The organism is Bacteroides sp. AF39-11AC (assembly GCF_003474285.1).
GTDB lineage: Bacteria > Bacteroidota > Bacteroidia > Bacteroidales > Bacteroidaceae > Bacteroides.
Genome location: NZ_QROH01000007.1, coordinates 128,829 through 151,015, shown reverse-complemented (window position 1 = coordinate 151,015; position 22,187 = coordinate 128,829). Strand labels below are relative to the sequence as shown.

At 41.0% G+C, this 22,187-nt stretch carries 17 protein-coding genes; 2 read left to right on the top strand and 15 right to left on the bottom strand.

Annotated elements, in window-relative coordinates; translation table 11 throughout:
* Positions 1-37 precede the first annotated feature (37 nt).
* Both DW036_RS16430 and DW036_RS16425 read right to left on the bottom strand, forming a co-directional pair.
* A complete protein-coding gene (locus DW036_RS16430) occupies positions 38-988 on the bottom strand; it encodes an ABC transporter substrate-binding protein (RefSeq protein ID WP_118465351.1) in 951 nt (316 codons plus the stop codon).
* Between the two features lie 5 nt (positions 989-993).
* On the bottom strand, positions 994-1,728 hold the full coding sequence (locus DW036_RS16425) for an anti-sigma factor antagonist (protein ID WP_118465512.1): 735 nt from the start codon (positions 1,726-1,728) through the stop codon (positions 994-996).
* Between the two features lie 265 nt (positions 1,729-1,993).
* On the opposite strand from DW036_RS16425, the gene DW036_RS16420 reads away from it, so the two are divergent.
* Positions 1,994-3,148, top strand: a complete 1,155-nt coding sequence (locus DW036_RS16420) for an AraC family transcriptional regulator (RefSeq protein ID WP_118465350.1) — start codon at positions 1,994-1,996, stop codon at positions 3,146-3,148.
* A 21-nt stretch (positions 3,149-3,169) separates the two neighbouring features.
* Here DW036_RS16420 and pelA read toward each other — a convergent pair whose 3' ends face one another.
* The 8 genes from pelA to DW036_RS16380 all read right to left on the bottom strand — a co-directional run bounded on the left by pelA (position 3,170) and on the right by DW036_RS16380 (position 13,654).
* Complete coding sequence (gene pelA / locus DW036_RS16415; RefSeq protein WP_118465511.1) at positions 3,170-4,267, bottom strand: pectate lyase; 1,098 nt, start codon at positions 4,265-4,267, stop codon at positions 3,170-3,172.
* A gap of 72 nt (positions 4,268-4,339) precedes the next feature.
* Entirely contained in the window at positions 4,340-5,665 is a 1,326-nt protein-coding gene (locus tag DW036_RS16410; RefSeq protein WP_118465349.1) for a TolC family protein, read from the bottom strand.
* Positions 5,662-8,694: an efflux RND transporter permease subunit gene (locus DW036_RS16405; RefSeq protein ID WP_118465348.1), complete on the bottom strand. Its 3,033-nt coding sequence runs from the start codon at positions 8,692-8,694 to the stop codon at positions 5,662-5,664. The genes DW036_RS16410 and DW036_RS16405 overlap by 4 nt, the downstream gene beginning before the upstream one ends.
* Before the next feature lie 12 nt (positions 8,695-8,706).
* On the bottom strand, positions 8,707-9,789 hold the full coding sequence (locus DW036_RS16400) for an efflux RND transporter periplasmic adaptor subunit (RefSeq protein WP_022391662.1): 1,083 nt from the start codon (positions 9,787-9,789) through the stop codon (positions 8,707-8,709).
* A 110-nt stretch (positions 9,790-9,899) separates the two neighbouring features.
* The gene (rsgA, locus tag DW036_RS16395; RefSeq protein ID WP_118465347.1) at positions 9,900-10,832 is read right to left on the bottom strand and encodes a ribosome small subunit-dependent GTPase A; all 933 of its coding nucleotides are present in this window, start codon (positions 10,830-10,832) and stop codon (positions 9,900-9,902) included.
* 85 nt (positions 10,833-10,917) lie between these two features.
* The gene (gene frr / locus DW036_RS16390) at positions 10,918-11,478 is read right to left on the bottom strand and encodes a ribosome recycling factor (protein WP_118465346.1); all 561 of its coding nucleotides are present in this window, start codon (positions 11,476-11,478) and stop codon (positions 10,918-10,920) included.
* A gap of 98 nt (positions 11,479-11,576) precedes the next feature.
* On the bottom strand, positions 11,577-12,287 hold the full coding sequence (gene pyrH / locus DW036_RS16385) for a UMP kinase (RefSeq protein WP_118465345.1): 711 nt from the start codon (positions 12,285-12,287) through the stop codon (positions 11,577-11,579).
* Between the two features lie 50 nt (positions 12,288-12,337).
* Positions 12,338-13,654 carry an MATE family efflux transporter gene (locus tag DW036_RS16380; protein ID WP_118465344.1) on the bottom strand — a complete coding sequence of 439 codons (1,317 nt, stop codon included), beginning with the start codon at positions 13,652-13,654 and terminating at the stop codon, positions 12,338-12,340.
* Between the two features lie 152 nt (positions 13,655-13,806).
* Between DW036_RS16380 and DW036_RS16375 the strand changes: the two genes are divergently transcribed.
* On the top strand, positions 13,807-14,487 hold the full coding sequence (locus DW036_RS16375; RefSeq protein ID WP_118465343.1) for a lipopolysaccharide assembly protein LapB: 681 nt from the start codon (positions 13,807-13,809) through the stop codon (positions 14,485-14,487).
* An 11-nt stretch (positions 14,488-14,498) separates the two neighbouring features.
* On the opposite strand, the gene DW036_RS16370 is transcribed toward DW036_RS16375, so the two are convergent.
* The 5 genes from DW036_RS16370 to DW036_RS16350 are packed head-to-tail and all read right to left on the bottom strand — an operon-like array spanning position 14,499 to position 22,157.
* Positions 14,499-14,966, bottom strand: coding sequence for an HlyD family secretion protein (locus DW036_RS16370; RefSeq protein WP_118465342.1), 468 nt, complete (start codon positions 14,964-14,966; stop codon positions 14,499-14,501).
* A 16-nt stretch (positions 14,967-14,982) separates the two neighbouring features.
* Entirely contained in the window at positions 14,983-17,172 is a 2,190-nt protein-coding gene (locus DW036_RS16365; protein ID WP_118465341.1) for a peptidase domain-containing ABC transporter, read from the bottom strand.
* 1 nt (position 17,173) lies between these two features.
* Positions 17,174-19,756: a TonB-dependent receptor gene (locus DW036_RS16360; RefSeq protein WP_118465340.1), complete on the bottom strand. Its 2,583-nt coding sequence runs from the start codon at positions 19,754-19,756 to the stop codon at positions 17,174-17,176.
* Positions 19,753-21,312: a vitamin K epoxide reductase family protein gene (locus DW036_RS16355; RefSeq protein ID WP_118465339.1), complete on the bottom strand. Its 1,560-nt coding sequence runs from the start codon at positions 21,310-21,312 to the stop codon at positions 19,753-19,755. Before DW036_RS16355 ends, DW036_RS16360 begins: the two co-directional genes overlap by 4 nt.
* Before the next feature lie 14 nt (positions 21,313-21,326).
* Positions 21,327-22,157 (bottom strand): GLPGLI family protein, encoded by an 831-nt coding sequence (locus DW036_RS16350; RefSeq protein ID WP_118465338.1) that lies wholly within the window; start codon positions 22,155-22,157, stop codon positions 21,327-21,329.
* Positions 22,158-22,187 lie beyond the last annotated feature (30 nt).

The window sequence follows — 22,187 nt, the reverse complement described above, 5'->3', positions numbered from 1 at the left end:
GTGAATGATTGTATAATTAAGGTATATGAGAGGATGTTCACTTTACAAAATCTTCATAACGGATACTGGTTTTGTTTAAGTCTCTTGGTGCCAGTATCTGTACGGCACGTTCAAAGCCTTCCCGGCTGAGGCGATAACTACGTTGTCCGCTTTTTCTGTCTATTTGCAGGCGGAGTACTTCTTCCAGCATTTTGCGTTGATGATAACGGTTGGTACCTACATTACCTCGTTTCACTTCTTCCATAACCATGTCGAGGGCTTCTTCCCGATGTTCATTGGCCCATGCCCAACCGCGTATGCTGGCTTTGGCCAGTTTATGGACGATTTCCGGATATTGATTATAAAAATCCTCTGTCACATATAACCCGTCTTCGGGTAGGTTGTATCCGTAGTCCGCAAAACGTGTGGAGTATATTGAATCGACATTCATGCCATACTCCGTTAATTCGAGGTATTCATTATAGCTTCCTACCAGACAAGGATCAGCGGCTCCGGAAAGGAATATGTTGACTCCGCTGTTGAATCGTATCCATCCGGTTTGTTGTAAACCGTAATGTTCTGCCAGTCTGTCCAGTAACTTCTGACTTAAGTGATTCCATACGGCAATCTTCCGGTTGTGTAACGATTCCGGGCCTTTTATGGGAGAATGGCTGATGAGCATCAGACTGTTCTCTTGGGAAGTTTGCATAATATTCACTATACGTGCACCATTTAGCCACTCCATAAAGGCATATGAAAGGTTCATGATTACCACCGGGGCACGCCCTTTTTCCATAAACGAAAAAGAACTTTCCGAGATGGCAGGGTGTTGCACGCGCACATCAATTCCTTCTTCTTTATAAAATCCCAGTTTGTCTGCTACGTAGTAACCGGCAAATTGTGCTTGGGCAGTCCATTTCGGAGTGAGTGTAATGCCTTGTGCCTGTACCCTGCATGGGGTAAGTGACAAGGTTAATAAAATAGTGCTGAAAATAAATATTTTCATCATGATTATTATCGGATATTAAAGAGAGAAGTGCAGCCAGTCATTTCAAAAATATTCTTGATTTCCGGCTTCATGGCTTCAATAATAAGGCTTCCACGGTTTTTCTGTACACTCTTTTGTAGAATCAAGAAACAACGTAAGCCGGAACTGCTGATGTAAGACATCTGCTCACAATTGATGATAATATTGGGATTTACTTCTTGTAACAAGGGTTGTATAGCCATGCTGAAATCACGGGCATTGGCAGTATCCAGCCGGCCTTTTATATCCAGCACGATGATACCGTCCACTCTACAAATGTTTGTATCCAGCAGGGCATCCGGTTTAAAGTCTATATCCAGCCGCTTAACTAAAGTCAGTAGGTTTTGAGTGCCAATAGTCCGGTAATTCACTTCGTCCATTGTACGGTGAATAAGGAAATGGCCTAAACCTTTGGTTAGCTGTTCTTCGAGCGATGGCTTTACGTCCGGGTTGCTTTTCTGGAATGGGTCGACTGCAACTCCTTCATCTGTAATCTGAAAAGTCAGTTTTCCGGGAGTGATGTTTGCTTGCAGTAGAATTTTACCTAATTTGTCGTCCGGATAGGCATTTTGGATGATATTAGCTATGATCTCTTCAATGGCGAGGTTTATGCTCATCGCAATTTCCGATGGGATGTTTAGCGATACTCCTAACTCTTCCATAAATTGGGAAATGCGACTGATTTCATTCAACTTGTTGTTGATAATAATTTCCTTTTCCATATTCTTTTGTTGATGTATTATGATAATGTGTATAGTAGTTTGGTAAAACCATGCAAATATCATTTTTTCCATCTACAATGAATCACTTTATACGTTTAAAAGCGTCCCACTTTGGCAGGAATAGCCAGAATGGTACTTGATACTATCTGAAAGTGGTACTAAAAAGATTGTATATCTTGCTCATTAGTTGAGAAGTTTTATATCTTTGCGCCGGATTAAAATACAATACAAACAAATACTTGTAAATAAAAAAGCGAAATAAAAAATGACCAGTGTAATAATGTTATTTATTGAGCTATTGCTCGATATTGTCGGTCTTCTTACAGGAGGAAGTATCTGGAAGCGTTCATCGGAAAGAGGTATTCAGCGGGCTTGGGGAATGTTGGCTACTACCTTGTCGCTTCTTCTACTTTGTGATAATATAGAATGGATGTGGCTTTTCAGTCGGGGAGTAGAAGATATACCCCGTTTTGTAGAGGTACCTATGGATCACCTCTCTATCTGGCATATTGTTCGTGTGATATTCTTTTTCCAGCTCTTTTCTCTTTTTCCCATTGCTTCATTGCAACCGGGATGGATGTCGTTGACGAGGATTGTCAATTACTGTATTCCCATATTGCTGATTGTTTGCATTGCTTGCTGTTATCAGCTTTTCAACGGGCATTATACCTTGCTGAAATCCTTTGCAGATATCTGGAGAAATTTAGGTGAACAGGATGTTATAGTCAGATTGATTCTGTTTGTTATCAGTGTGCTGACACCTTCCCTAAATTTTCTTCTTCCTTATTTGAAGCGATGGATACCTGTACGGCGTAAACAGAGTAGGGGGATGTATATTTATATGGGATGTTTTGGACTTATCATGTCCGGCTATATCTGGCTGATGTTGGGAACCAGTGGCTTATGCTTCAATCTTTTCGGTTATTTTGTTATATTGCCGACTATTTGTTTGAATGTACTTTATTTGCGCAATGACAACCCGCTCTCTTTGCCTCCGCTGCCGGCAGATGATTTAAGTCCTAAAGAGATAGATGCTATAAAAGAAATAGAGGTATCGGCTGTAGTACTTGAGCTCAGTGAGAAATTACAGGTGCTTATGAAAGAACGTACTCCTTTCACCAATCCTCAATACTCGTTGCAGGATATATTAACAGATGTGGGAACTAACGAGCATCGGTTTAATAAGGCTTTACGCTACAATGGTTTTTCAGGTTTCCGGGATTACATCAATTTTAATCGTCTGCAATACTTTAAGGAGCAGGCTACTTTACGGAAAGAGCTGACAGTGAAGGAGCTTATGTTTATGAGTGGATTTACTTCCCGCTCCAGTTTCTATCGTTATTTTGCCAGTATAGAGAAGATCTCTCCGAGTGAGTATATAGATAGGCTTCAGCAAGAAAGAGAAATCCCTTCCCCGTAGGGAAGGGTAGTAGTAGGGGCTCTATTGTATCTTATTCTTTTTCTTCCATTGCTCGTATTTCTTGAATACCTTCAGTCCGTCACTGTTATACCAGCTATAACCGTTCCGGCGTTCGTATCCTATTTCAGAGATATTGAACTTCTTTACTCCGTCACGGTCACTGAAGAAGGGTTGATTGTTTTCTAATGTATAGAAGCGTGCCCATAAAGGAGGACAGTCGGTACATGCAACCATGCGATAGTCTTTCTTGCCTTCATCATTCGTGAAGAATTCTTTTTTTAGTCCTTCTATTTTGGAAGCTTTGAACCATTCAATCGCATTTTCTATGCATGTGATGACTTCTTGTGAAGGGTTGGGCAGGGACATTAATAAAATGACGATTTCGTCAGACTCTTGTCCACTCAGGGAAGGTAACTCATAAGCGCGTGCTTTGGCGGGAGCGAGGGTATGTTCATCATGCTGCGCACACCATACAGTCGGTTTGCCATTCAGTACTACCTGAGTTTTTAAAATACATTCTACACCTTTGTCGAAAGCGGCACGGGCACGGTCACAGATACTGTCGGGAACATAGGTGTAGGGCTCTTTCTTTTCATATACTTCACGCAGCAACTCCATGACATTTATCATCGCGTTGTCATTGTAGGTGATATGTGTATAGTAACCTTTAGGGCGGGGCCAGAATTGAGGCCAACCACCATTGGGATATTGTGCTTTGAGAATGTAGCGAATACCATCCAATGCCCCATCTTTGTATTTCTCAATATGGGTGGCCAGATACAAGCGTGAGAGATATTGTATCTCTGTGCTGGTAGCATCATTATCTATGGTACTTTCGTTTACTTCGTCTTTAGAGGCAAGTACATCTTCTAACTCCTGTTGAGTAAGTTCGGCAGGCATATAAATGTTTTTGGGCCAACCTCCGGTAGTTTGCTGGTAAAGTAAAACATTGTCACCAATGCGGATGGCTTCGTCGGTTTTAAAGAATTCGTCGTTGAACTTGGGGGCCATCTTTACCCAAGTCTTGTACGGCATTTTTTCTTTGTAGTTTACGGTTTCTTGTGCAAATAGGTTTGCCAGGCAGATTAGAGCCAGGCAACACAGGCAAATCTTTTTCATGATCATTGTTTTTTATAGTTCTATGATGGCAAAAGTAGAGGAAAAAAACTTGCCTGATGGGGAATAATTGTTCTATTCCAGGTATTTTGTTACCTTTCCACTGATTTGCAACAAGGAAATCTCACAAACTTTCGTATTGTATTCCGCAGAAAGGATTCTTTCCTCCGCATCCAGAAGACTCTTTTGTGCTTCACGCATTTCGATACCGGAAAGGTTTCCCAACATATAGCGTTCCATGGCAATTTCATGATTCTCTTTAGCGGCTACAAGGTTCTGACGTTCCAGGTTTAGCATTTGCAGGTTATTCTGGTAGGCTTGCCACAAATTACTCAGGTCGGCACGCAATGCCTGTTCCAGTTGCTCCCGTTCCAGTCGGGCATTCTGAATGGCAATACGCGCATTGTTACGTTCCCGGCGGCGATTCCCATCGAACAGGTTGAAGCCGATGGTCAGACCAAAGTTTGCTCCGAGATTACCACGCTGGATATTGGTAGCAACATCATATTTATTGAAAGTATAGCCATAACCCCCATTCAGCTTCAGATAAGGGTAGTCGCGAGAGCAAACCTTCTTGTAATCCAGTTGTGCAAGTGTATTGTTTTGATGGGCTCTCAGCAGGGAGGCATTCGTTTGCAGGGTAGCATTCCAAAGCTCTTCAAAGTTCAGACTGCCGTCTACGTTGATAAGGCTATCCTGGACAACAATAGGTTGGTCCACATCTTCATTTGCCATCAGTTCGTTCAGTTGGATACGGGAGGTATGCAATAACTCTTGCTGCTTCATGTACTGAGCACTGTCGGCATTGAAGTCCACTTTTGCCTGTTGGTAATCCAGACGGGAGAAGTTACCGATGTGATAACGCTCCTCTACGATACGTAAACGTTCTTTGGATAGAGATACGGCGTAGCGGAAATTATTCAGGCGGATTTTATGTTGCAGGTAGTTGTAATATTCCGCTGCAATATTGGCTATCAAATCTTCTACGGCAATACGGGTGTTTGTTTCACCTTGTCGCTCCAGTTCTTTCAACCGTTGGTAGTTGGCAGTGATGTTGAAACCGTCAAAGATAGTCCAATTCAGATTGAGGCCTACATTCATGGCCTGGTCGAATACACCATTCTCTTTGAGGTGTTCTCCGGTAGCACGCACTTTACTGTCAGTGTTATCAACAGTTCCTTTATAACTTGCTGACAGGTCAAGTGTCGGCAGATAGCCGGCGTTGCCCAATGTTGCATTGTTCTTGGAGACTTGTTCCTCATTACGGGTGATGCGTAACGAATAATTGTTTTGAAGTCCGTATTCCAAACAGGATTTCAGTGTATAAGATTGAGGCATCTGCGCCTGCAAAGCAAGCGAGGTGCAACAAATCGTTATGAGGGATAAAATCGTACGTTTCATGATTTCTTTAACTTACTGCGGTTAGTGGATATATAGCTATATATGGCAGGTACGATGTACATGGTCAGGAATGTGGATACTAACATACCTCCCACTACGGCCGTACCCATGGCAATACGCTGATTACAGCCTTCACCCGAAGCGAATGCCAGCGGTATCAGTCCCAGAATAGTAGAAGCACTGGTCATCAGGATAGGGCGCAGACGTTGTAGTGACGCATCTTTGATGGCTTCCATCTTGTCTTCTCCGGCTTCTTGCTTCTGATTGGCAAATTCTACAATGAGGATACCATTTTTCGCTACCAGACCAATCAGCATAATGATACCGATCTGGCTGAAGATATTCATCGTAATGTCGCTGAAATACATGAATACCAGGGCACCTGCAATGGCCAAAGGCACGGTAAGCATGATAATCAGCGGGTCCTTGAAACTCTCGAACTGAGCTGCCAGAATCAGGTAAATCAACAAGATGGCCAGTACGAAAGCAAACATCAAACTGGAAGAACTCTCCCGATATTCTTTAGAGTCTCCGGTCAATGCAGTACGGAATGTATCGTCCAGTGTTTCCTTGGCTATTTTATCCATTTCATCCAATCCCTGTCCGATAGTCTTTCCATCGGCAAGTCCGGCGGAAATGGTGGCGGAAACGAAACGATTGTAACGGTATAACTGCGGTGGAGCAATACCACCGGTCAGTTCAATCAGGTTGTCCAACTGCACCATCTCTCCTTTGTCACTACGGATATAGATACCTTTCAGGTCGGCAGGTTTATTACGCTGTTGACGGTTGATCTCTCCTAATATCTCATATTGCTTTCCGTTCATATAGAAGTAACCCATACGCTGACCGCTCAATCCGTATTGCAAGGTTTGTGCGATATTGCGTGTACTTACTCCCATGATACTTGCTTTATCACGGTTGATATTGATACGTGCTTCGGGCTTGCTGAATTTCAGGTTTACATCAGCCATCTGGAATACCGGATTTTCATAAACTTTGGCCATGAATTCCGGTAGTACCTCTTGTAATTTCTCGATATTGGTAGCCTGTAGTACGTATTGCACCGGCATACCTCCACGACGTCCGCCGAAAGAGGAAGACTGTTGTACGAAAGAGCGTGCCATAGTTTTCTTTTGTACCGCCCGGGAAATTTGTTCCGCTACTTCCATCTGTGTGTAATCGCGATCTTTCATGTCTTTCAATGTGATACGCACATTACCGCTACCGCTTGATACACGCGCAGTAACAGACTCTGCATCCGGAAGTATGGAATCTACCAGCTGATTGATGTCTTCTGTGTAATCCCGTATATATTCATACGTCACACCTTCAGCTCCACGCGTGTTGATGCTGATTTGCGAACGGTCTTCAAGGGGGGCCATTTCTGCGGGGATAGCATTCCAAAGGAATACAATGATAAATAAAGTACCTAATACAAGAGGCATAGCCAACCAGCGTTTGTGCAGGAAGATCTCCAACGATCGGCTATATATGCGGTTCATTCCTTCAAAGAACGGTTCGGTTTTTATATAGAACCAGTTTTTCTTTTCTTGTTTCACCAGCAATTTGGTGGCAAGCATGGGTGTGAAAGTCAGTGCGGCAAATGAGGAAATGATTACCGAACCGGATACAACGATACTGAACTCACGGAAAAGCCGTCCCGTCATACCATCCATAAATACAATGGGGAAGAATACGGCTACCAATGTGATGGTGGTAGAGATTACGGCAAAGAAAATTTCCTTAGCGCCTTCGATACCAGCTTCTTTTGGGGGCATTCCACGCTCGATGCGAACATAGATATTCTCCGTCATAACGATAGCATCATCCACTACAAGCCCCACTGCTAATACTACCGCCAGCATGGAAAGCACATTGATGGAGAATCCTGCCAGGTACATCACGAAAAATGCACCGATAAGCGAAACTGGAATTACGATACAAGGTACCAGTGTAACGCGCCAGTCACGCAGGAAGAGGAAAATAATAATGATAACGAGGATAAATGCCACATATACGGTTTCCTTTACTTCGTCAATGGAAGCACGGATAAATTTGGTGTTATCAAAACCGTAAGAATATTGCACGTCTTCAGGAAGGTCTTTCTTCATTTGTTCCATGCGTTCGTAGACGGCATCGGCAATTTTAATATGATTGGCACCCGGTTGCGGAATCACAACGATACCCACCATAGGTACCCCATTCATCTTCATGTAGCTTTTTATATCCGCCGGACCTAATTCTGCCCGTCCGATATCACTGAAGCGAACAATGCGGTTATTATCTTCCCGCAAGATCAGGTTGTTAAACTCTTCTGCCGTATGCATCAGTCCTAACGTACGGATGGTAAGCTCCACCGTATTACCTTCGATACTTCCGGACGGGAGTTCTACATTTTCTTTATCTACTGCATTTTTAACGTCGATAGGAGTAATGCCATAACCTGACATCTTGATCGGATCTAACCACAGGCGCATGGAATAACGCTTTTCTCCCCAAATACTAACGCTACTAACGTCTGAAATAGTCTGCAATTGTTCTTTTACAGTGAGGTCGGCAATTTCACTCAATTCCAACAGAGAACGTTTATCACTTTGCAATGCAACCATCAGGATAGGCATAGCATCTGCATCTGCTTTTGATACCGTAGGCGGGTCACAGTCACGGGGCAGGTAGCGTTGAGCCCGTGAAACTTTATCACGCACATCGTTCGCAGCAGTTTCCAGGTCAACGGATAGTTCGAATTCTACCGTAATACGGGATGAACCTTGCTGACTGACGCTGGACAAGGAACGGATACCCGGAATACCATTGATATTTTGTTCCAGTGGTTCGGTAATCTGGTTTTCAATAACATCGGCATTTGCACCCGGGTAGGAGCAAGATACCGAAATGATAGGATTGTCCACGGACGGATATTCGCGAACGCCGAGGTAGCTGTACCCGATAATTCCGAAAAGCAGGATGATAAGGGTAAGCACCGTGGAAAGTACCGGGCGCCGTATACTGAGTTCAGATATATTCATAAGGCATCCGGTTTAATAAATGTTGTCCAAAGTTACAGGGAGTCCTGTACGGAGTTGTAATGTTCCTGAAACTATAATCGTGTCCCCTTCCTGTAAACCTTGTAATACTTGGGTTTCGGCTTCCGTACGTATGCCGGCTTGTATTTCTACAGGCTGGGCTTTTCCCGATTTATAAAGGAATATCTTATCTTTACCCATCTCCGGAACAATCGCTTCGGATGGAACGGCAAGGGCATCCTGAATCTCGTTTTTGCTTAAACGAATGTCCGCATAACGTCCCGGCATCACATGACCGTTGGCATTGGGATAAAGGGCACGTAAAGTCAACGTATGGGTGTTTTGATCCATTCTGGATTCCCGGGCATAAACTTTAGCGTGGAAAGTCTCGAGCTTACCTTCAAGTCCGAAGTTTACTCCTGCACCGATTTTTACATCATTAGCGTAGCGCTCGGGAACGGAGAATTCTACCTTCAGCGGAGATACTTTAGTAAGTTTAGCTACGATGGTTGTAGGAGAGGCGTAAGTTCCTACACTGACTTGGCGCAAACCAATCACACCGTCGAATGGTGCACGAAGCTCGGTTTGTGCAATGTTTGCCTCTATCAGGTCTATGTCTGCATTCAGGGTTGCCAGTTCTGTTTTCACCTGTTCATAGGCTTCTTTACTGACTGCATCTCTTTCCAACAGAGCGTTTTGGCGGAATACGCGGTCTTCTGCTAATTTCAGTTGGGCAACAAGACGTTGCAACTGTGCTTGCAAGGGGCGGTCGTTTACTTTAGCCAGTAATTGCCCTTTTTTTACTTGACTACCTTCCTCAAAATTAATTTCTATAATTTTACCGGAAGTTTCGAAAGAAAGATCTACCTCTTCATCAGGCAACAAGCTACCACTGATTTTTATTTCATCTTTCAGCAGTTGAGGTTTTATGATCTTTGCGTTTACATTCAGTATTCTCTTATTATTGCGGTTAGTGCTCATAACTTTGTCTGCAGCCGCCAATTCTTTGTTCTCCTTAGGGAGTTGAGAATAAATACCCCCACCTATTAGTCCGGCACCGATAAAAATGATGATGCCCCATTTAACTTTCTTATTCATGTATCAGTATTAGTATTACGTCAGATTATGTCAGCATGAATTTGGACATTTTGAGAACAGGAAGGTTTAATATGAGATGCGTTAAAAAAGGTGATAAAGTGATGGTGGCTTTAATATGCTGCCCGGTATTTCCCTTCCTCCTTGTCTTCCAACATATTGAGGTAAGAGCTATAGCGTGACTCGCTGATATAATGTTCTTTTACAGCTTCCCGTACGGCGCAACCCGGTTCCTGGCGGTGAGTGCAGTTGCCATAACGGCAGTCTGCAGAGAATTTGAATATCTCCGGGAAATAGTGCCCTATCTCTTCCTCTTCCATATCGAATGTGCCGAAACCTTTGATACCCGGTGTGTCGATAATATATCCGTCTCCCGGAACGGGAAACATTTCAGAGAAAGTAGTGGTGTGCATACCTTTATTATGATAGGTGGAAATCTCACCGGTTTTTACGTCTTGTTCAGGCAATATTGCATTGATAAGGGTTGACTTTCCCACACCGGAATGCCCGGAGAAAAGTGTTACCCGGCCTTTTAATTCTTCCTGAATTTGTTCTATGCCCTCACCCGTTTTGGCCGAAACTTTAAAACAGGGATAACCGATGGTAGTATAGAGATTGATAAGTCCGTCCAGATAGTGAAGCTCATCTTCATCATAAGCATCTATTTTATTAAAGATTATCTTAACGGGTACGCGGTATGCTTCAGCAGAAGCCAGAAAGCGGTCAATGAAAGTTGTGGAGGTTTCCGGATAATTGACCGTAACAATAAGCATGCTTTGGTCAAGGTTGGCAGCAAGAATATGTGATTGTTTAGAAAGATTGGAAGCTCTTCGGATAATGTAGTTTTTCCGGTCTTCTATTTCGCTGATGAAAGCAGTTCCTTCCGGATTCAAGATAATTTGCACATAATCTCCCACAGCTACCGGATTGGTACTGCGTATGCCTTTGAGACGGAAGTTACCTTTGATTTTACACTCCACACATTTCCCCTCGTCGGTCTTTACCAAATACCAACTACCTGTATTTTTTATTACCAGTCCCTTCAATTTAGTTGAGAGTTGAGAGTTGAGAGTTGAGGGTTGAATATGTGAGTAACTCTCAACTTTCAACTCTCAACTCTCAACTGAATAATTATACGGTCATGATTTCTTTATCCTTTGCAGCCAGCATATCATCAATCTGTTTGATATACTTATCGTGAATCTTTTGCAATTTTTCTTCACCACCCTTTTGTGCATCTTCTGCCAGACCGTCTTTAACGGATTTCTTCAAAGCATCAATAGCATCACGGCGAGCATTACGCACACTCACTTTAGCGGTTTCACCTTCACCTTTACATTGTTTGGCGAGCTGTCTACGGCGTTCTTCTGTCAGCGGCGGAATACCGATACGGATAATCTCGCCGTTATTTTCGGGCATAATGCCGAGACTGGAGTCAATGATTGCTTTTTCAATTACCCGGAACATGCTTTTGTCCCACGGTTTGATAGCGATACTACGGGCATCCGGAGTATTTACGGCAGCTACGTTGTTGATAGGAACCATGCTTCCGTAAGAATCCACACGGATACCGTCCAGCAAACGAACGTCTGCCTTTCCGGCACGGATGTGAGCCAATGCTTCTTCCAGATACATAACGGCCATATCCATTTTCTCTTGCGCTTCATCTAAGATGTCGTTTACGTCTCTCATATTCTTCGGTTTTTGGAATTGTACTTTAATTGAAACTTTGCAAATATAATTATTTTCACCACAGAGGACACTGATATACAGAGTTTTTTCAGAGAAAATTAGTTGTGTACCAGTGTTCCGATCTCTTCTCCTTGCATTACTTTCTTCAGATTGCCTACTGTGTCCATGTCAAATACAATGATTGGCAGATTGTTTTCTTTACACATGCAGGTGGCAGTGAGGTCCATAACTTTCAGACCGCGTTTCAGAACTTCATCGTAAGTGATCTCGTCAAATTTAGTGGCAGTAGGGTCCTTCTCCGGATCAGCAGTATAGATGCCATCTACGCGTGTGCCTTTCAGCATAACGTCGGCTTCAATTTCAATACCACGTAGGGAAGAGCCTGTGTCGGTAGTAAAGAACGGATTGCCTGTTCCGGCAGACATGATAACCACTTCGCCTGCTTCCATAGATTCGATAGCTTTCCATTTATTGTAAAACTCACCGATAGGTTCCATGCGTACGGCTGTCAGTACACGTGTCTTCACACCGGTAGCTACCAGGGCAGAGCTTAATGCCAGGCTGTTGATTACCGTAGCGAGCATTCCCATCTGATCTCCTTTCACGCGGTCGAAACCTTTGTTTGCGCCACTCAATCCGCGGAAGATATTACCACCACCAATGACGATACCTATCTGGACGCCCAACTCATGGATTTCCTTGATTTGTGCTGCATATTCGGCAAGGCGCTTTTCGTCAATGCCATATTGTTTTTCGCCCATCAGGCTCTCACCACTGAGCTTTAATAGAACTCTTTTATACTTTGCCATTATGATATTACATTTAGTTTTTGCAAATATACGCTTTCTGTCTGTAATGATTAACTTTGGTACAAGATTTTTCTACTTAAAACTGCCTGCATGATGCCGCGCAGAGATAAGTAGACGATGAAAGCCAGCCAAAGGGCATGATTTCCCATCCACTCGTGTAAGGAGTAATAAACGAGGAAGAAACTGGCTGAGGCGGTCAGCATTGCATAAAACATTTGCCGGGTGGCAGTGGCTCCGATAAATATTCCGTCCCATAGGAAAGCTGCGAAGCCTGCAAGTGGGATAGCCAATACCCAATAAAAGTAATTTCCAGCTTCCCGGATGACAGAAACTTCATTGGTGAGCAGACCCAGGAATGCCTTGCCACCAAAGAAATAAAGTAATGTGAAGCCCGTAGAAAGTCCGATTCCCCAGATAAAGAGCTGGCGAACGGTACGGTGCAATGCCGGACGGTTGTCCGCACCGATATATTTACCAACCAACGCTTCACCTGAATAAGCAAAGCCATCCATTATATAAGAAAAGAGAGTAAATAGCTGCATTAGCAAAGTGTTGACTGCCAATACAACTTCTCCTTGTGCTGCTCCGGCGGAGGTAAAAAACAGAGTGACAATAACCAGGCAGAGGGTCCGTAGGAAAATATCCCGGTTCACCTGAAAGAAACGTAGCATAGCTTCTTTTTTCAATATCTCCTGCCAGGCAATGCGTTCTTTCAATTTGCCATAATATCGCCTCCATAATAATAATGCCATAAAGAATCCCGCATATTGGGCTGTAAGTGTCCCCAAGGCTACCCCGGCAACTTTCATATGGAACAAATAGACAAAGCAAAGGCTTGCAGCGATGTTCACAATGTTTTGTGTAATGGCAATGTACATTGGGAAACGCGAATTCTGCATACCAATGAACCAACCGGCAAAACCGTAAAGTCCCAGCATGGCAGGAGCTCCCCAAATACAAATTTGGAAATAGAGTGTAGCCAATTGTTCTACTTCCTCTGTAGTTTGTATAAAAGTAAATGCCAGTTTACGGATGGGATATTGTAAAGCCATCAGAATAATGGCAATGAGCAATCCTACTCCAACGGATCGTAATAAAAGTCGGGTAACTTCGTCCATATCGTGTTTGCCGTATGCTTGTGACGTCATTCCGCTGGTTCCCATCCTTAAGAATCCAAAGATCCAGTAAATGATGTTGAATAGCATTCCGCCCACGGCAATAGCTCCGATATACGCTGCAGATCCCAGATGGCCTACGATTGTCACATCAATCAGTCCCAGTAGTGGAACTGTGATATTCGAAATGATCGAAGGTACAGCTATCTGAAGTATTCTTCTATTGATAATATTCGGAGTTTGAGCAATCATTTTAAAGCACTGATTTGTTCTATTTATCGACAAAGGTACTCTTTTTGCCGTAAATGGTAAAAAGGCATTTGATAATAACAATTTTTATAATACATAATGTTCTAAAAATGAGTATATTTGCGGAAACAAAAACTAGGTAATATTAATAAGCGATGAGAACCTTAACCTTACTATTTTCATTCATGGTTGCTTTCCCTTTTGTGCTCTCAGCACAATCAGCCGGGGAGTTGCTTCAAAAGGTGTCTGCTGCCTTATCTGAGGGGCAGGATGACTATGCGGTGAGTCTGTTTCGCCAGTCGGTAAAGGCTGGGGCAGATCAGACTGAGATGTTTTATTGGACTCAGGTGGAGAAAAACAGTGCTGTAGCTCCGCGTTTGGTAAATGAGTTGGCTACTTATTATAAACATAAGCGGAATTATGACAAAGCTTATTTGTTTTATAGAGAATTTCTGCAGTATCATTCAGACGATGTTCCTGCTCTTGTATCGTGTGCTGAAATGGAGATGATGCGGGGTAAAGAAAAAGATGCTGTAAAAACTTATGAGAAGGTATTGATACTTGATGCTAATAATTTGCAAGCTAATATTTTTCTGGGAAATTATTTCTATTTACAGGCAGAACGTGAAAAGAAAAAGTTGGAAGATGATTATAAGAAGATAACTTCTCCTACACGAATGCAATATGCCCGTTATCGTAATGGGCTTTCTGATGTCTATTCTAACGGCTATTCCAAGGCAAAAGATTATTTGCAGCGGGTGTTGCAGCTGTTCCCTTCGACGGAGGCAGGAAATACTTTGGAAAAGATTAAGAAGTTAGAAGCGGAAATTAAATAATAGAAATAACTTTATTTTGAGACGATTCTTTCTAGTAATGTTTTATTTGACAATATGACAGATGCATATCCCTTCATTCCTTTTTGTATGAAGGGATTTTCTTTTAGTATGATGATAAATGAGAAATAGTTTTTCTTGTTATCTGTTATTACTTCCGATGAAACATATGATATGGTTCCATGTTGATGGCCATATTCTCTGGTATTAAAACCTTCTAATTCTATTTCAACACTCATGTCTTTTTTAATTTGTGTAACGAAGGTATAGGGTAGCAAACCTTTGGCATATATATACTTATTGTCACTTTCTTCCATTATGACTTCTCCTTCAAGTATTTCTGGATATGGAATAAATGCAGTGGCAACCAATAGTAATGCCACAATTGCCCCCATAATGCCAATTCCACTGCGTATTAATATCGGAGGTATTTGCCCAATGATTTTTCTTACTTGTTCACTTCTGAGTTCTACGTTTTCCATAATTCTATTTTTTTATTTACTTACCTAACTCTAATTGATTTTTTACAAGGTTGTAATAAGCTTTTTTATTAGCAACCAGTTCTTGATGTACTCCGGTTTCTATGATCTTTCCTTTATCTATTACTACTATTTGGTCTGCATTTTTTACGGTACTTAGACGGTGGGCTACAACGACGACAGTTTTTCCTTTATAAAAGTCCAGTAGATTTTCGACGATTACTCGTTCATTATTTGCATCTAGTGCATTGGTGGCCTCATCTAGAAAGATGTATTGCGGATTTTTATATACAGCACGTGCTATCAGTATTCGTTGCTTTTGTCCTTGACTTAATCCTACGCCATCTTGTCCAATGAGGGTGTTGTATTTTAACGGTAGATGTCTGACGTACTCATCTATGTTGGCGATTCGTGCTGCTTCGGCTAATCGCTTCTTATCTATTTCTTCGTCGTTTACTGCGATGTTTCGGGCTATGGATTCGGAGAAAATTACTCCATCCTGCATCACGACCCCACATTGCTTACGCCACCATTTCATATTGAATCGTTCGATATTGGTTGTTCCGATATTGATTTCTCCGTCCAGCACATGATAGTATCCTAACAACAACTTTATAATAGTTGTCTTTCCGCTACCACTAGTACCGACGATGGCGGTCACTTTTCCTTCAAGAACGGTGAAATCTACTCCATCCAGGATTTTGTAGGGTGCATGTGAATCATATTTGAAGTCTACATTTTTTAATCTTAGGCTTTTGTCTTTGCTTTGAAATTCAATGAATGCATCTGGATTGCTTTCCTCATTCTCCATTTCGTGAATCTCATTGATACGTTCCAAGCTGATTTTTACATCTTGCAGCGAGTAGATAAAACTCATCAGTTGCTCAATGGGTGCATTCAGTTGCCCGATGATATATTGTACAGCAAGCATCATACCTAACGTCATTTGTCCACTTATCACGGCTGTTGCCGCTACTACGGTAATTATAATGTTCTTTATCTCGTTGATAAGGATACTGCCTGCTTCTTGTGTCTGCTGCAGTTTCAGAGTCTTCATATTGGCATCGAAAAGTTCGGCTTGTACGTCTTCCCATTCCCAACGACGGCGTTGTTCACAGTCTTGTAGCTTAATCTCTTGCATAGCTGTGATGAGTTGATAAGTCTTATTGCTGTTTTTGGCTTGTTTTTCGAAGTAGAGGTAGTCTATCTGTTTTCTACGTTTTAGGAAGAGGGTGATCCAGATGGAGTAGGAGATACTACCCGCAAGAAAGATGCAGAATATTAGTAAATTATAGCATAGTAATACAAATCCGAAAACAATAAAACTGAGTAATGAAAACATGACACTGAGTGTTTGTGTGGTGAGGAATTTTTCCACTCGTTTATGATCACTCATTCGTTGCAACAAGTCGCCCATCAATTTGGTGTCAAAAAAAGACATTGGAAGTTTCAATAGCTTGATGAAGAAATCACTCACTAATGATATGTTTATTCTCATGCTAATGTGCAGCAATATCCATCGGCGAATGAAATCGACGGCTGTGCGGCTGACAGTTAACATGAGTTGTCCTATCAATATCAGATAGATAAAGTTGAGATTTTGATGTTTGATGCCAACATCTACAATGGCTTGTGTAAGGAAAGGGAAGATAAGTTGTAAAATGCAGCCAATCAATAAACCAAGGATGATTTGGCCGAAGTAGTGGCGGTATTGACGGAAGTAATTGAAGAGGAAAGAGAAGGAACTTTTTTCACTCTTATGCTCTTCTTGTTTTTCATAGAAAGAAGAGGTTGGTTGAACGCAGAGCGTTACGCCTTTCTCTTCTCCATTGGATAGGGTACTAATCCAATATTTTTTTAATTCCTGTTCAGTATAAGTGACCAATCCTTTTCCAGGATCAGCAATATAATATTTATTTTTCTTTAATCGATATAGTACGACAAAATGATTCTGTTTCCAGTGTAAAATACATGGTAAAGATATTGTGGCAAGTTCTTCTATTGGCATTTTTCCAGCGTCGGCATTTAGGCCTAATATATTCAGGGTTTTACTAATCCCCAATAAAGATACACCTTCTGATGTAGCTGGGCAATATTTAGATAAAATATCCAAATTGTAATCTTTACCATAATATTTGCAAATCATCTGAATGCAGGTTATACCACATTGCATGCTGTCATGCTGTTTAAAGCACTGGAAAGTTTTCATATTATTTCTTCAAATATACACTAACGAAAAATTCTCTTCCTCGAATCATGCGGGTATAGCCTACACTGCTCAGATCATTGTATATGGTATATGCATAGTTTTTCTTGTTGAAAAGATTGGAAACTGTTGCAGAAAGTTCCATGTGGCTGTTCAGATTATAGGATAATTTGCCGTCTGCTAGTATCATACTCTTGAATTGTTTCCTAGCTATTTCATTCCGATAATATTCACCTGTCCCTTGTATGTTCCATCTTTTACAGAAAGATGCTGTTAGTGATAAGGCATGTTCCCACTGGTTGAGCCGTTGCTGAAACTGATTGTCTATTTTTAAGTGGTTTTGACTGTAACTCAAGCGGTATTGCCAATTTAGAACCTGTCCGATGCGTCCATTCAAACGTCCAGCTACACTATAGTTTTCTTGTGTATAGTTAGTAGGTATTCCTTCGGATAACATCGTGCGGTTATTATTGCGAAAGATAACATTTAGTCCGGCTGTTCCTTTCAAAAAATCAACATTGTAGCTTATTGTTCCGAACACGGTCCATGTGTCACTCCGGGAGGGCGTTTTGCGATAACTGCGCAGGATATAATCGCCAATGAATTCTTGTTCCGACAAATAGTCCTGACTGTTCCACGATTTCATTACCATGATGTTGGCAAACAATCCAAGCATGGGCTGTTTGAAGTTTAGGGAGGTTGAAAGTGATTTACTTTCAGAGGTGGAGTAAAAGTCCATGCCTCTTGTCAGGGTACGGTAGTCAGTCAATATCAGCCCATTGTATAGTGAGTGCAAATCGCATTCTTTGGGAGTGATTCGTCCGCGCAATAGGGCATAGAGATATGGGGAAATATACCATTTGATACGTAAGGAAGGTGATGCCATCCAATCATTCTCATTTTTTATCTGGTGAGAGAAAAAGTAACGGTAGTATCGGATAGGGCTCTCTAATGTAAATTCTACCCGGTGGTATTGGTATTCCAGTTTGGGCGTAACATAAAGTTGGATGTTATTGGTGCTCCATCTCTGAATGTTTGTACCCAATGAGTCGGGCACTCCTGACAGCTGACTGTCAAGAGTACGGAACTGCGCTTTTGCACCTCCTTCCAAAGAAAGTGTCATACCTTGGAAATGAAAACCATAGGTTACTTGTTCGTGCGAAAAGAAAGAGTACTCGTCCGTTCTCTGCTTACTTGTCCCGTTGCGGATTACGGTCAGTTTTTGAGGTAAGGTGTTCCACGCGTTGATACTATTGAAAGTGATGAGATGACTGCCCCATCGCTTTATCAATTTGAAGTCATTGCTTATTTTCCGGTTTGGCAGAGAAGCGTGTTGTCGGTTGGTAAGACTTCCGGCGGTAGCCAACTCCACATCATTCCATTCAATATCCGTTTTCAGGCTGTTTTGCAGGTAGAATGTCTCTTTGTTTCCTTCAATACTCACTTGGGCAGTTAATTTATGGCTATGTTCCACCGATTGCTGTTCTTCCGTTATCAGACGATCTCCTTCCGGCAGGTAGTAGGTGGTAAGGGCAGAAGTCTGTCCCGTATTGCGTTGGTTGAGGTAATTCACTTGTGCGCGGCATTCCCAGTCTTGCTTTATCGCCCATAAGTTGCTGGAAGAGAATAGGTGCGAACGACTGAATAATGTCCGTTTCTCTTCCAAATTAGGTGTCCGGAGGCCGCTTATCTGGATATAATCGGCAATATCGTTTTCTTTAGCTGTGTAATTATTTACTTCCTTCTCTAAACTCTTTCCGATATTATTACTTTTATAGAGGGTAATGTTTTGAGTTCTTTGTTTCATCCTCATCATGAATAGTTCTGCCATCCATAAACCGCTTTGTGGCTGTTCCGAAATACCTCCTGCTGCTAAGGCGTTAATTATCCATTTAGCTTTAGCCTTTTCTTTCAAGCGAAGGTTTACTGCTGCTTGGGATGAGAAACTGACTCCTTGTAATACGCGAATGGGTTGGTGGTCTTCTATGATTTCCACAGAACCTACATCATCGGGAGAAATACCATTAGTGGCGATGCCATATTTCCCTTCCAACAAATCTTTCCCTTCTATATAGAACTTGTTGATAGCTGTTCCGTTATAGGTAATTTCGCCGCTTTTTGCAACGTCTATGCCAGGCATTTTCTGTAATACATCACCTATCGTTTTGTCCTGTATATCCTTGAAACTGGCCACATTGTAAATTAGTGTATCTCCTTGTTCTCTTATTTTTTGTGCCTTTACTGTTACCTCTTTCAGGTGCGTGACAGCTACCTCCATCTCTACCCTGAATTTGTTAACATTCCTCTTTAGTTCCATTGTCTGCGGCTTATATCCCAATAAGGACAGATGCAGTAAGCAATTTTCGTAATCAGTTTCCTTTATAGGTATTGAAAACTCGCCCTCAATGCTTGTTTGTGTGTATCGGATGATGCTTGAAGTGGTTTTGCTTTTCATGACAATCAACACATTGGACAATGGAGTTTGATCCGCTTTGTCCGATACATGTCCGATTATGGTATTTTGAGAAAAAGCATAATCAAGGCAGAAAATGAGGAGCATGAATAGTAATAATATGAGGCGTTTCATGTATTAGAGGTATTTAGGACATTTATAATATCATGATCATATATCATATAGTATAAATCGTTTAAGGTATATTCTTGTGGAAGCCGTATGTTGTTTATAAAAATAGTTGGGTACTCTTTTATTCCTATTTCTTTGGCATAGGATATGTGCTTTTCTAATATCAGTTCGGCATTTTTGTTAATTCCGTATTTTGATAGTTTCTTGAATATTGGGGTCTGGTCATGATTATACCATTGTTTTATAGCATTTAGGAATTGTGTCTTATTTGAAATGAATAAAGCAATAAAATACAACTCTACTATATAGCGCCTATTGTTTTCTGTATTTTGATCAGTTCCGGCAAAATAGATTTTCCATTGTACTTTCTTATTATGAATGAATAGGAACATGTTCTTGACAATTTCTGTGCAATGGGGACAATGAGGACTAATCCAAGTTGTAATAGTTAAGGGGGCATTGGGGTCTCCAATACTAAGTCCATATTCATCTTGACGTATTACTGTTGCTTTATTAATGAATAAATTGAATACAGAAGGTGTGCGATGTATTCTTAAAGAATGTATTTTTTGTTCGATATATTGGCTTTTAGTTGTGGAGTACTTCTTTAATAAAATGACAGCTAATAGTATTAGTGGAAAGAAATACGAGATTTGAAAAAATGGTGTTATAGTATTTGTAAAACTAAAATCTTCTTTGATAAAGAAAAGACAGGCTTGCAATATTATAATAGAATCTAACGAAAGGCATAGAATACACCATTTCTTTATATAAAGTTGAACGGATAGGGAATATAAGATGAACGGACAGCTAATGATGAGTATTGCTGAATATGTTTCACTTGTGTTGATATTAAATGGATTATATAAAAGGGAAAAAGAAAAAAATAATGCTGTTCCGAAATATACTAGTCCTAAATCAGCTAAAGTAATATTACCGAAACGTGAAAATTTTGAATGTGCTACACTGTCACAATCAATATGTTTTCCCACTTTACATATTTTATTTAATACTGTTCCACGCTTTCCTTTTTCATGTGCAAATATGATATATGAGCTATAAAGACCTATGATATTTAAAGCAACAATTGCTAAGTTAATAATATTGAAAAAAGGGATAGCAAATAAGCAAAGTAAAGTTATATAGATATATATGCATCTTCTGTTTATACTAATCTCTTTATCTGTACTATATAGAATGATACCATCCCATTTTTTTAGAAAAGTGTCAATACTTTCTTTGTAGAAACGAGAATTTGCTGTATTATACCATAGAATATTATTACTGACTATTTTTTTTATGAGAATTATATTGTCTGTTGTTTGACCTTTCAGATGAGCCAAGAATGGCTTGTTTAACGTTGCAATGTCTTCAAATTTTGCCTTTATGACATTACATTCTATTTCAATAGAATGGAGAGTACGATATAAGCTCAACATTGTCGGATATGCAGGAGATGATTCCAATAAGATTTGCACATCTTCTTTGTGAATGCTACTTTTGTAAAGCTTGCTGTAGCAATAGAGCGTATCTGTCAAGTTGCATTTGTTAGACATCATGATGAGTCGTATTTCTAGTGATAATCAGTTTCTTCAAAGTCGTAATTGCGATGTTTTAGTTCTTTCTTTCCTTCAGAACGTTTCAATCCGTACATTGTACTCATTCTTTCGGTCGGATCGGTATGTAACTCTTTGTAACGGGTCTCTAAATATTTTTTTCGGGTAGTTTTTGCCCAGTCATGTCCATAGAAGTCATAAATGCCTACTGGTTGTATTCCTTTGCTTACTAAGCCTGTAGCTGTGAAACTATAGTCTTTGTCTTTGTCATAAGCTTCTAAAATCAGCCCTGGTAATCCACATAGTTTCCACGGTCCTTCACTGATAGGAATGTCAAAAGTGAACCAAGCATACCAGACTCGTCCACGATAATGACTAATGGCTAGTTGGCAGGAATATTCCAATATTACTTTAGTGGAATCTTTTAGTGCCCATTGTGGTTTTTCCCACTCTTCCTCATAGGTCCAATTCATCAGAGCGAAATGATTGAATACTGTCACCTTGTTTTCTGGAAAATTCTTATAAACATACTCATGGAAAACCCCGCTTGGACTTTTTCCTCCGGTTTTTCTTGAGTATTCTATAAACATCATGGCTCTTTTTTTTCTGTCTGTTCCTAACGAATCCCACCGCAATTCTCTTGGGGAATAGAACATGCTACTGTTTTTCCCGATTCGGAGTCTTGCCGGTTCTGCTTTATAGTCATTTTTCCTATCTAATGTGTCAGTTACTACACGTTTGTAATATTCACATTCTAACACTGCAGGCTCAATAACTTCTACTTTCTGTGCATATAATATGTGAGTTGTTAAACTGCAGATAAAAAAGATGATGTATTTTACTTTCATTTGGAATCTAAATCTATTTATATGAAAATG

Excerpts from the sequence above, each read along its gene's own strand:
- DW036_RS16430 (WP_118465351.1), bottom strand. The coding sequence starts at position 988 with ATGATGAAAATATTTATTTTCAGCACTATTTTATTAACCTTGTCACTT.
- DW036_RS16425 (WP_118465512.1), bottom strand. The coding sequence starts at position 1,728 with ATGGAAAAGGAAATTATTATCAACAACAAGTTGAATGAAATCAGTCGC.
- DW036_RS16420 (WP_118465350.1), top strand. The coding sequence starts at position 1,994 with ATGACCAGTGTAATAATGTTATTTATTGAGCTATTGCTCGATATTGTC.
- pelA (WP_118465511.1), bottom strand. The coding sequence starts at position 4,267 with ATGAAAAAGATTTGCCTGTGTTGCCTGGCTCTAATCTGCCTGGCAAAC.
- DW036_RS16410 (WP_118465349.1), bottom strand. The coding sequence starts at position 5,665 with ATGAAACGTACGATTTTATCCCTCATAACGATTTGTTGCACCTCGCTT.
- DW036_RS16405 (WP_118465348.1), bottom strand. The coding sequence starts at position 8,694 with ATGAATATATCTGAACTCAGTATACGGCGCCCGGTACTTTCCACGGTG.
- DW036_RS16400 (WP_022391662.1), bottom strand. The coding sequence starts at position 9,789 with ATGAATAAGAAAGTTAAATGGGGCATCATCATTTTTATCGGTGCCGGA.
- frr (WP_118465346.1), bottom strand. The coding sequence starts at position 11,478 with ATGAGAGACGTAAACGACATCTTAGATGAAGCGCAAGAGAAAATGGAT.
- pyrH (WP_118465345.1), bottom strand. The coding sequence starts at position 12,287 with ATGGCAAAGTATAAAAGAGTTCTATTAAAGCTCAGTGGTGAGAGCCTG.
- DW036_RS16380 (WP_118465344.1), bottom strand. The coding sequence starts at position 13,654 with ATGATTGCTCAAACTCCGAATATTATCAATAGAAGAATACTTCAGATA.
- DW036_RS16375 (WP_118465343.1), top strand. The coding sequence starts at position 13,807 with ATGAGAACCTTAACCTTACTATTTTCATTCATGGTTGCTTTCCCTTTT.
- DW036_RS16370 (WP_118465342.1), bottom strand. The coding sequence starts at position 14,966 with ATGGAAAACGTAGAACTCAGAAGTGAACAAGTAAGAAAAATCATTGGG.
- DW036_RS16365 (WP_118465341.1), bottom strand. The coding sequence starts at position 17,172 with ATGAAAACTTTCCAGTGCTTTAAACAGCATGACAGCATGCAATGTGGT.
- DW036_RS16360 (WP_118465340.1), bottom strand. The coding sequence starts at position 19,756 with ATGAAACGCCTCATATTATTACTATTCATGCTCCTCATTTTCTGCCTT.
- DW036_RS16355 (WP_118465339.1), bottom strand. The coding sequence starts at position 21,312 with ATGATGTCTAACAAATGCAACTTGACAGATACGCTCTATTGCTACAGC.
- DW036_RS16350 (WP_118465338.1), bottom strand. The coding sequence starts at position 22,157 with ATGAAAGTAAAATACATCATCTTTTTTATCTGCAGTTTAACAACTCAC.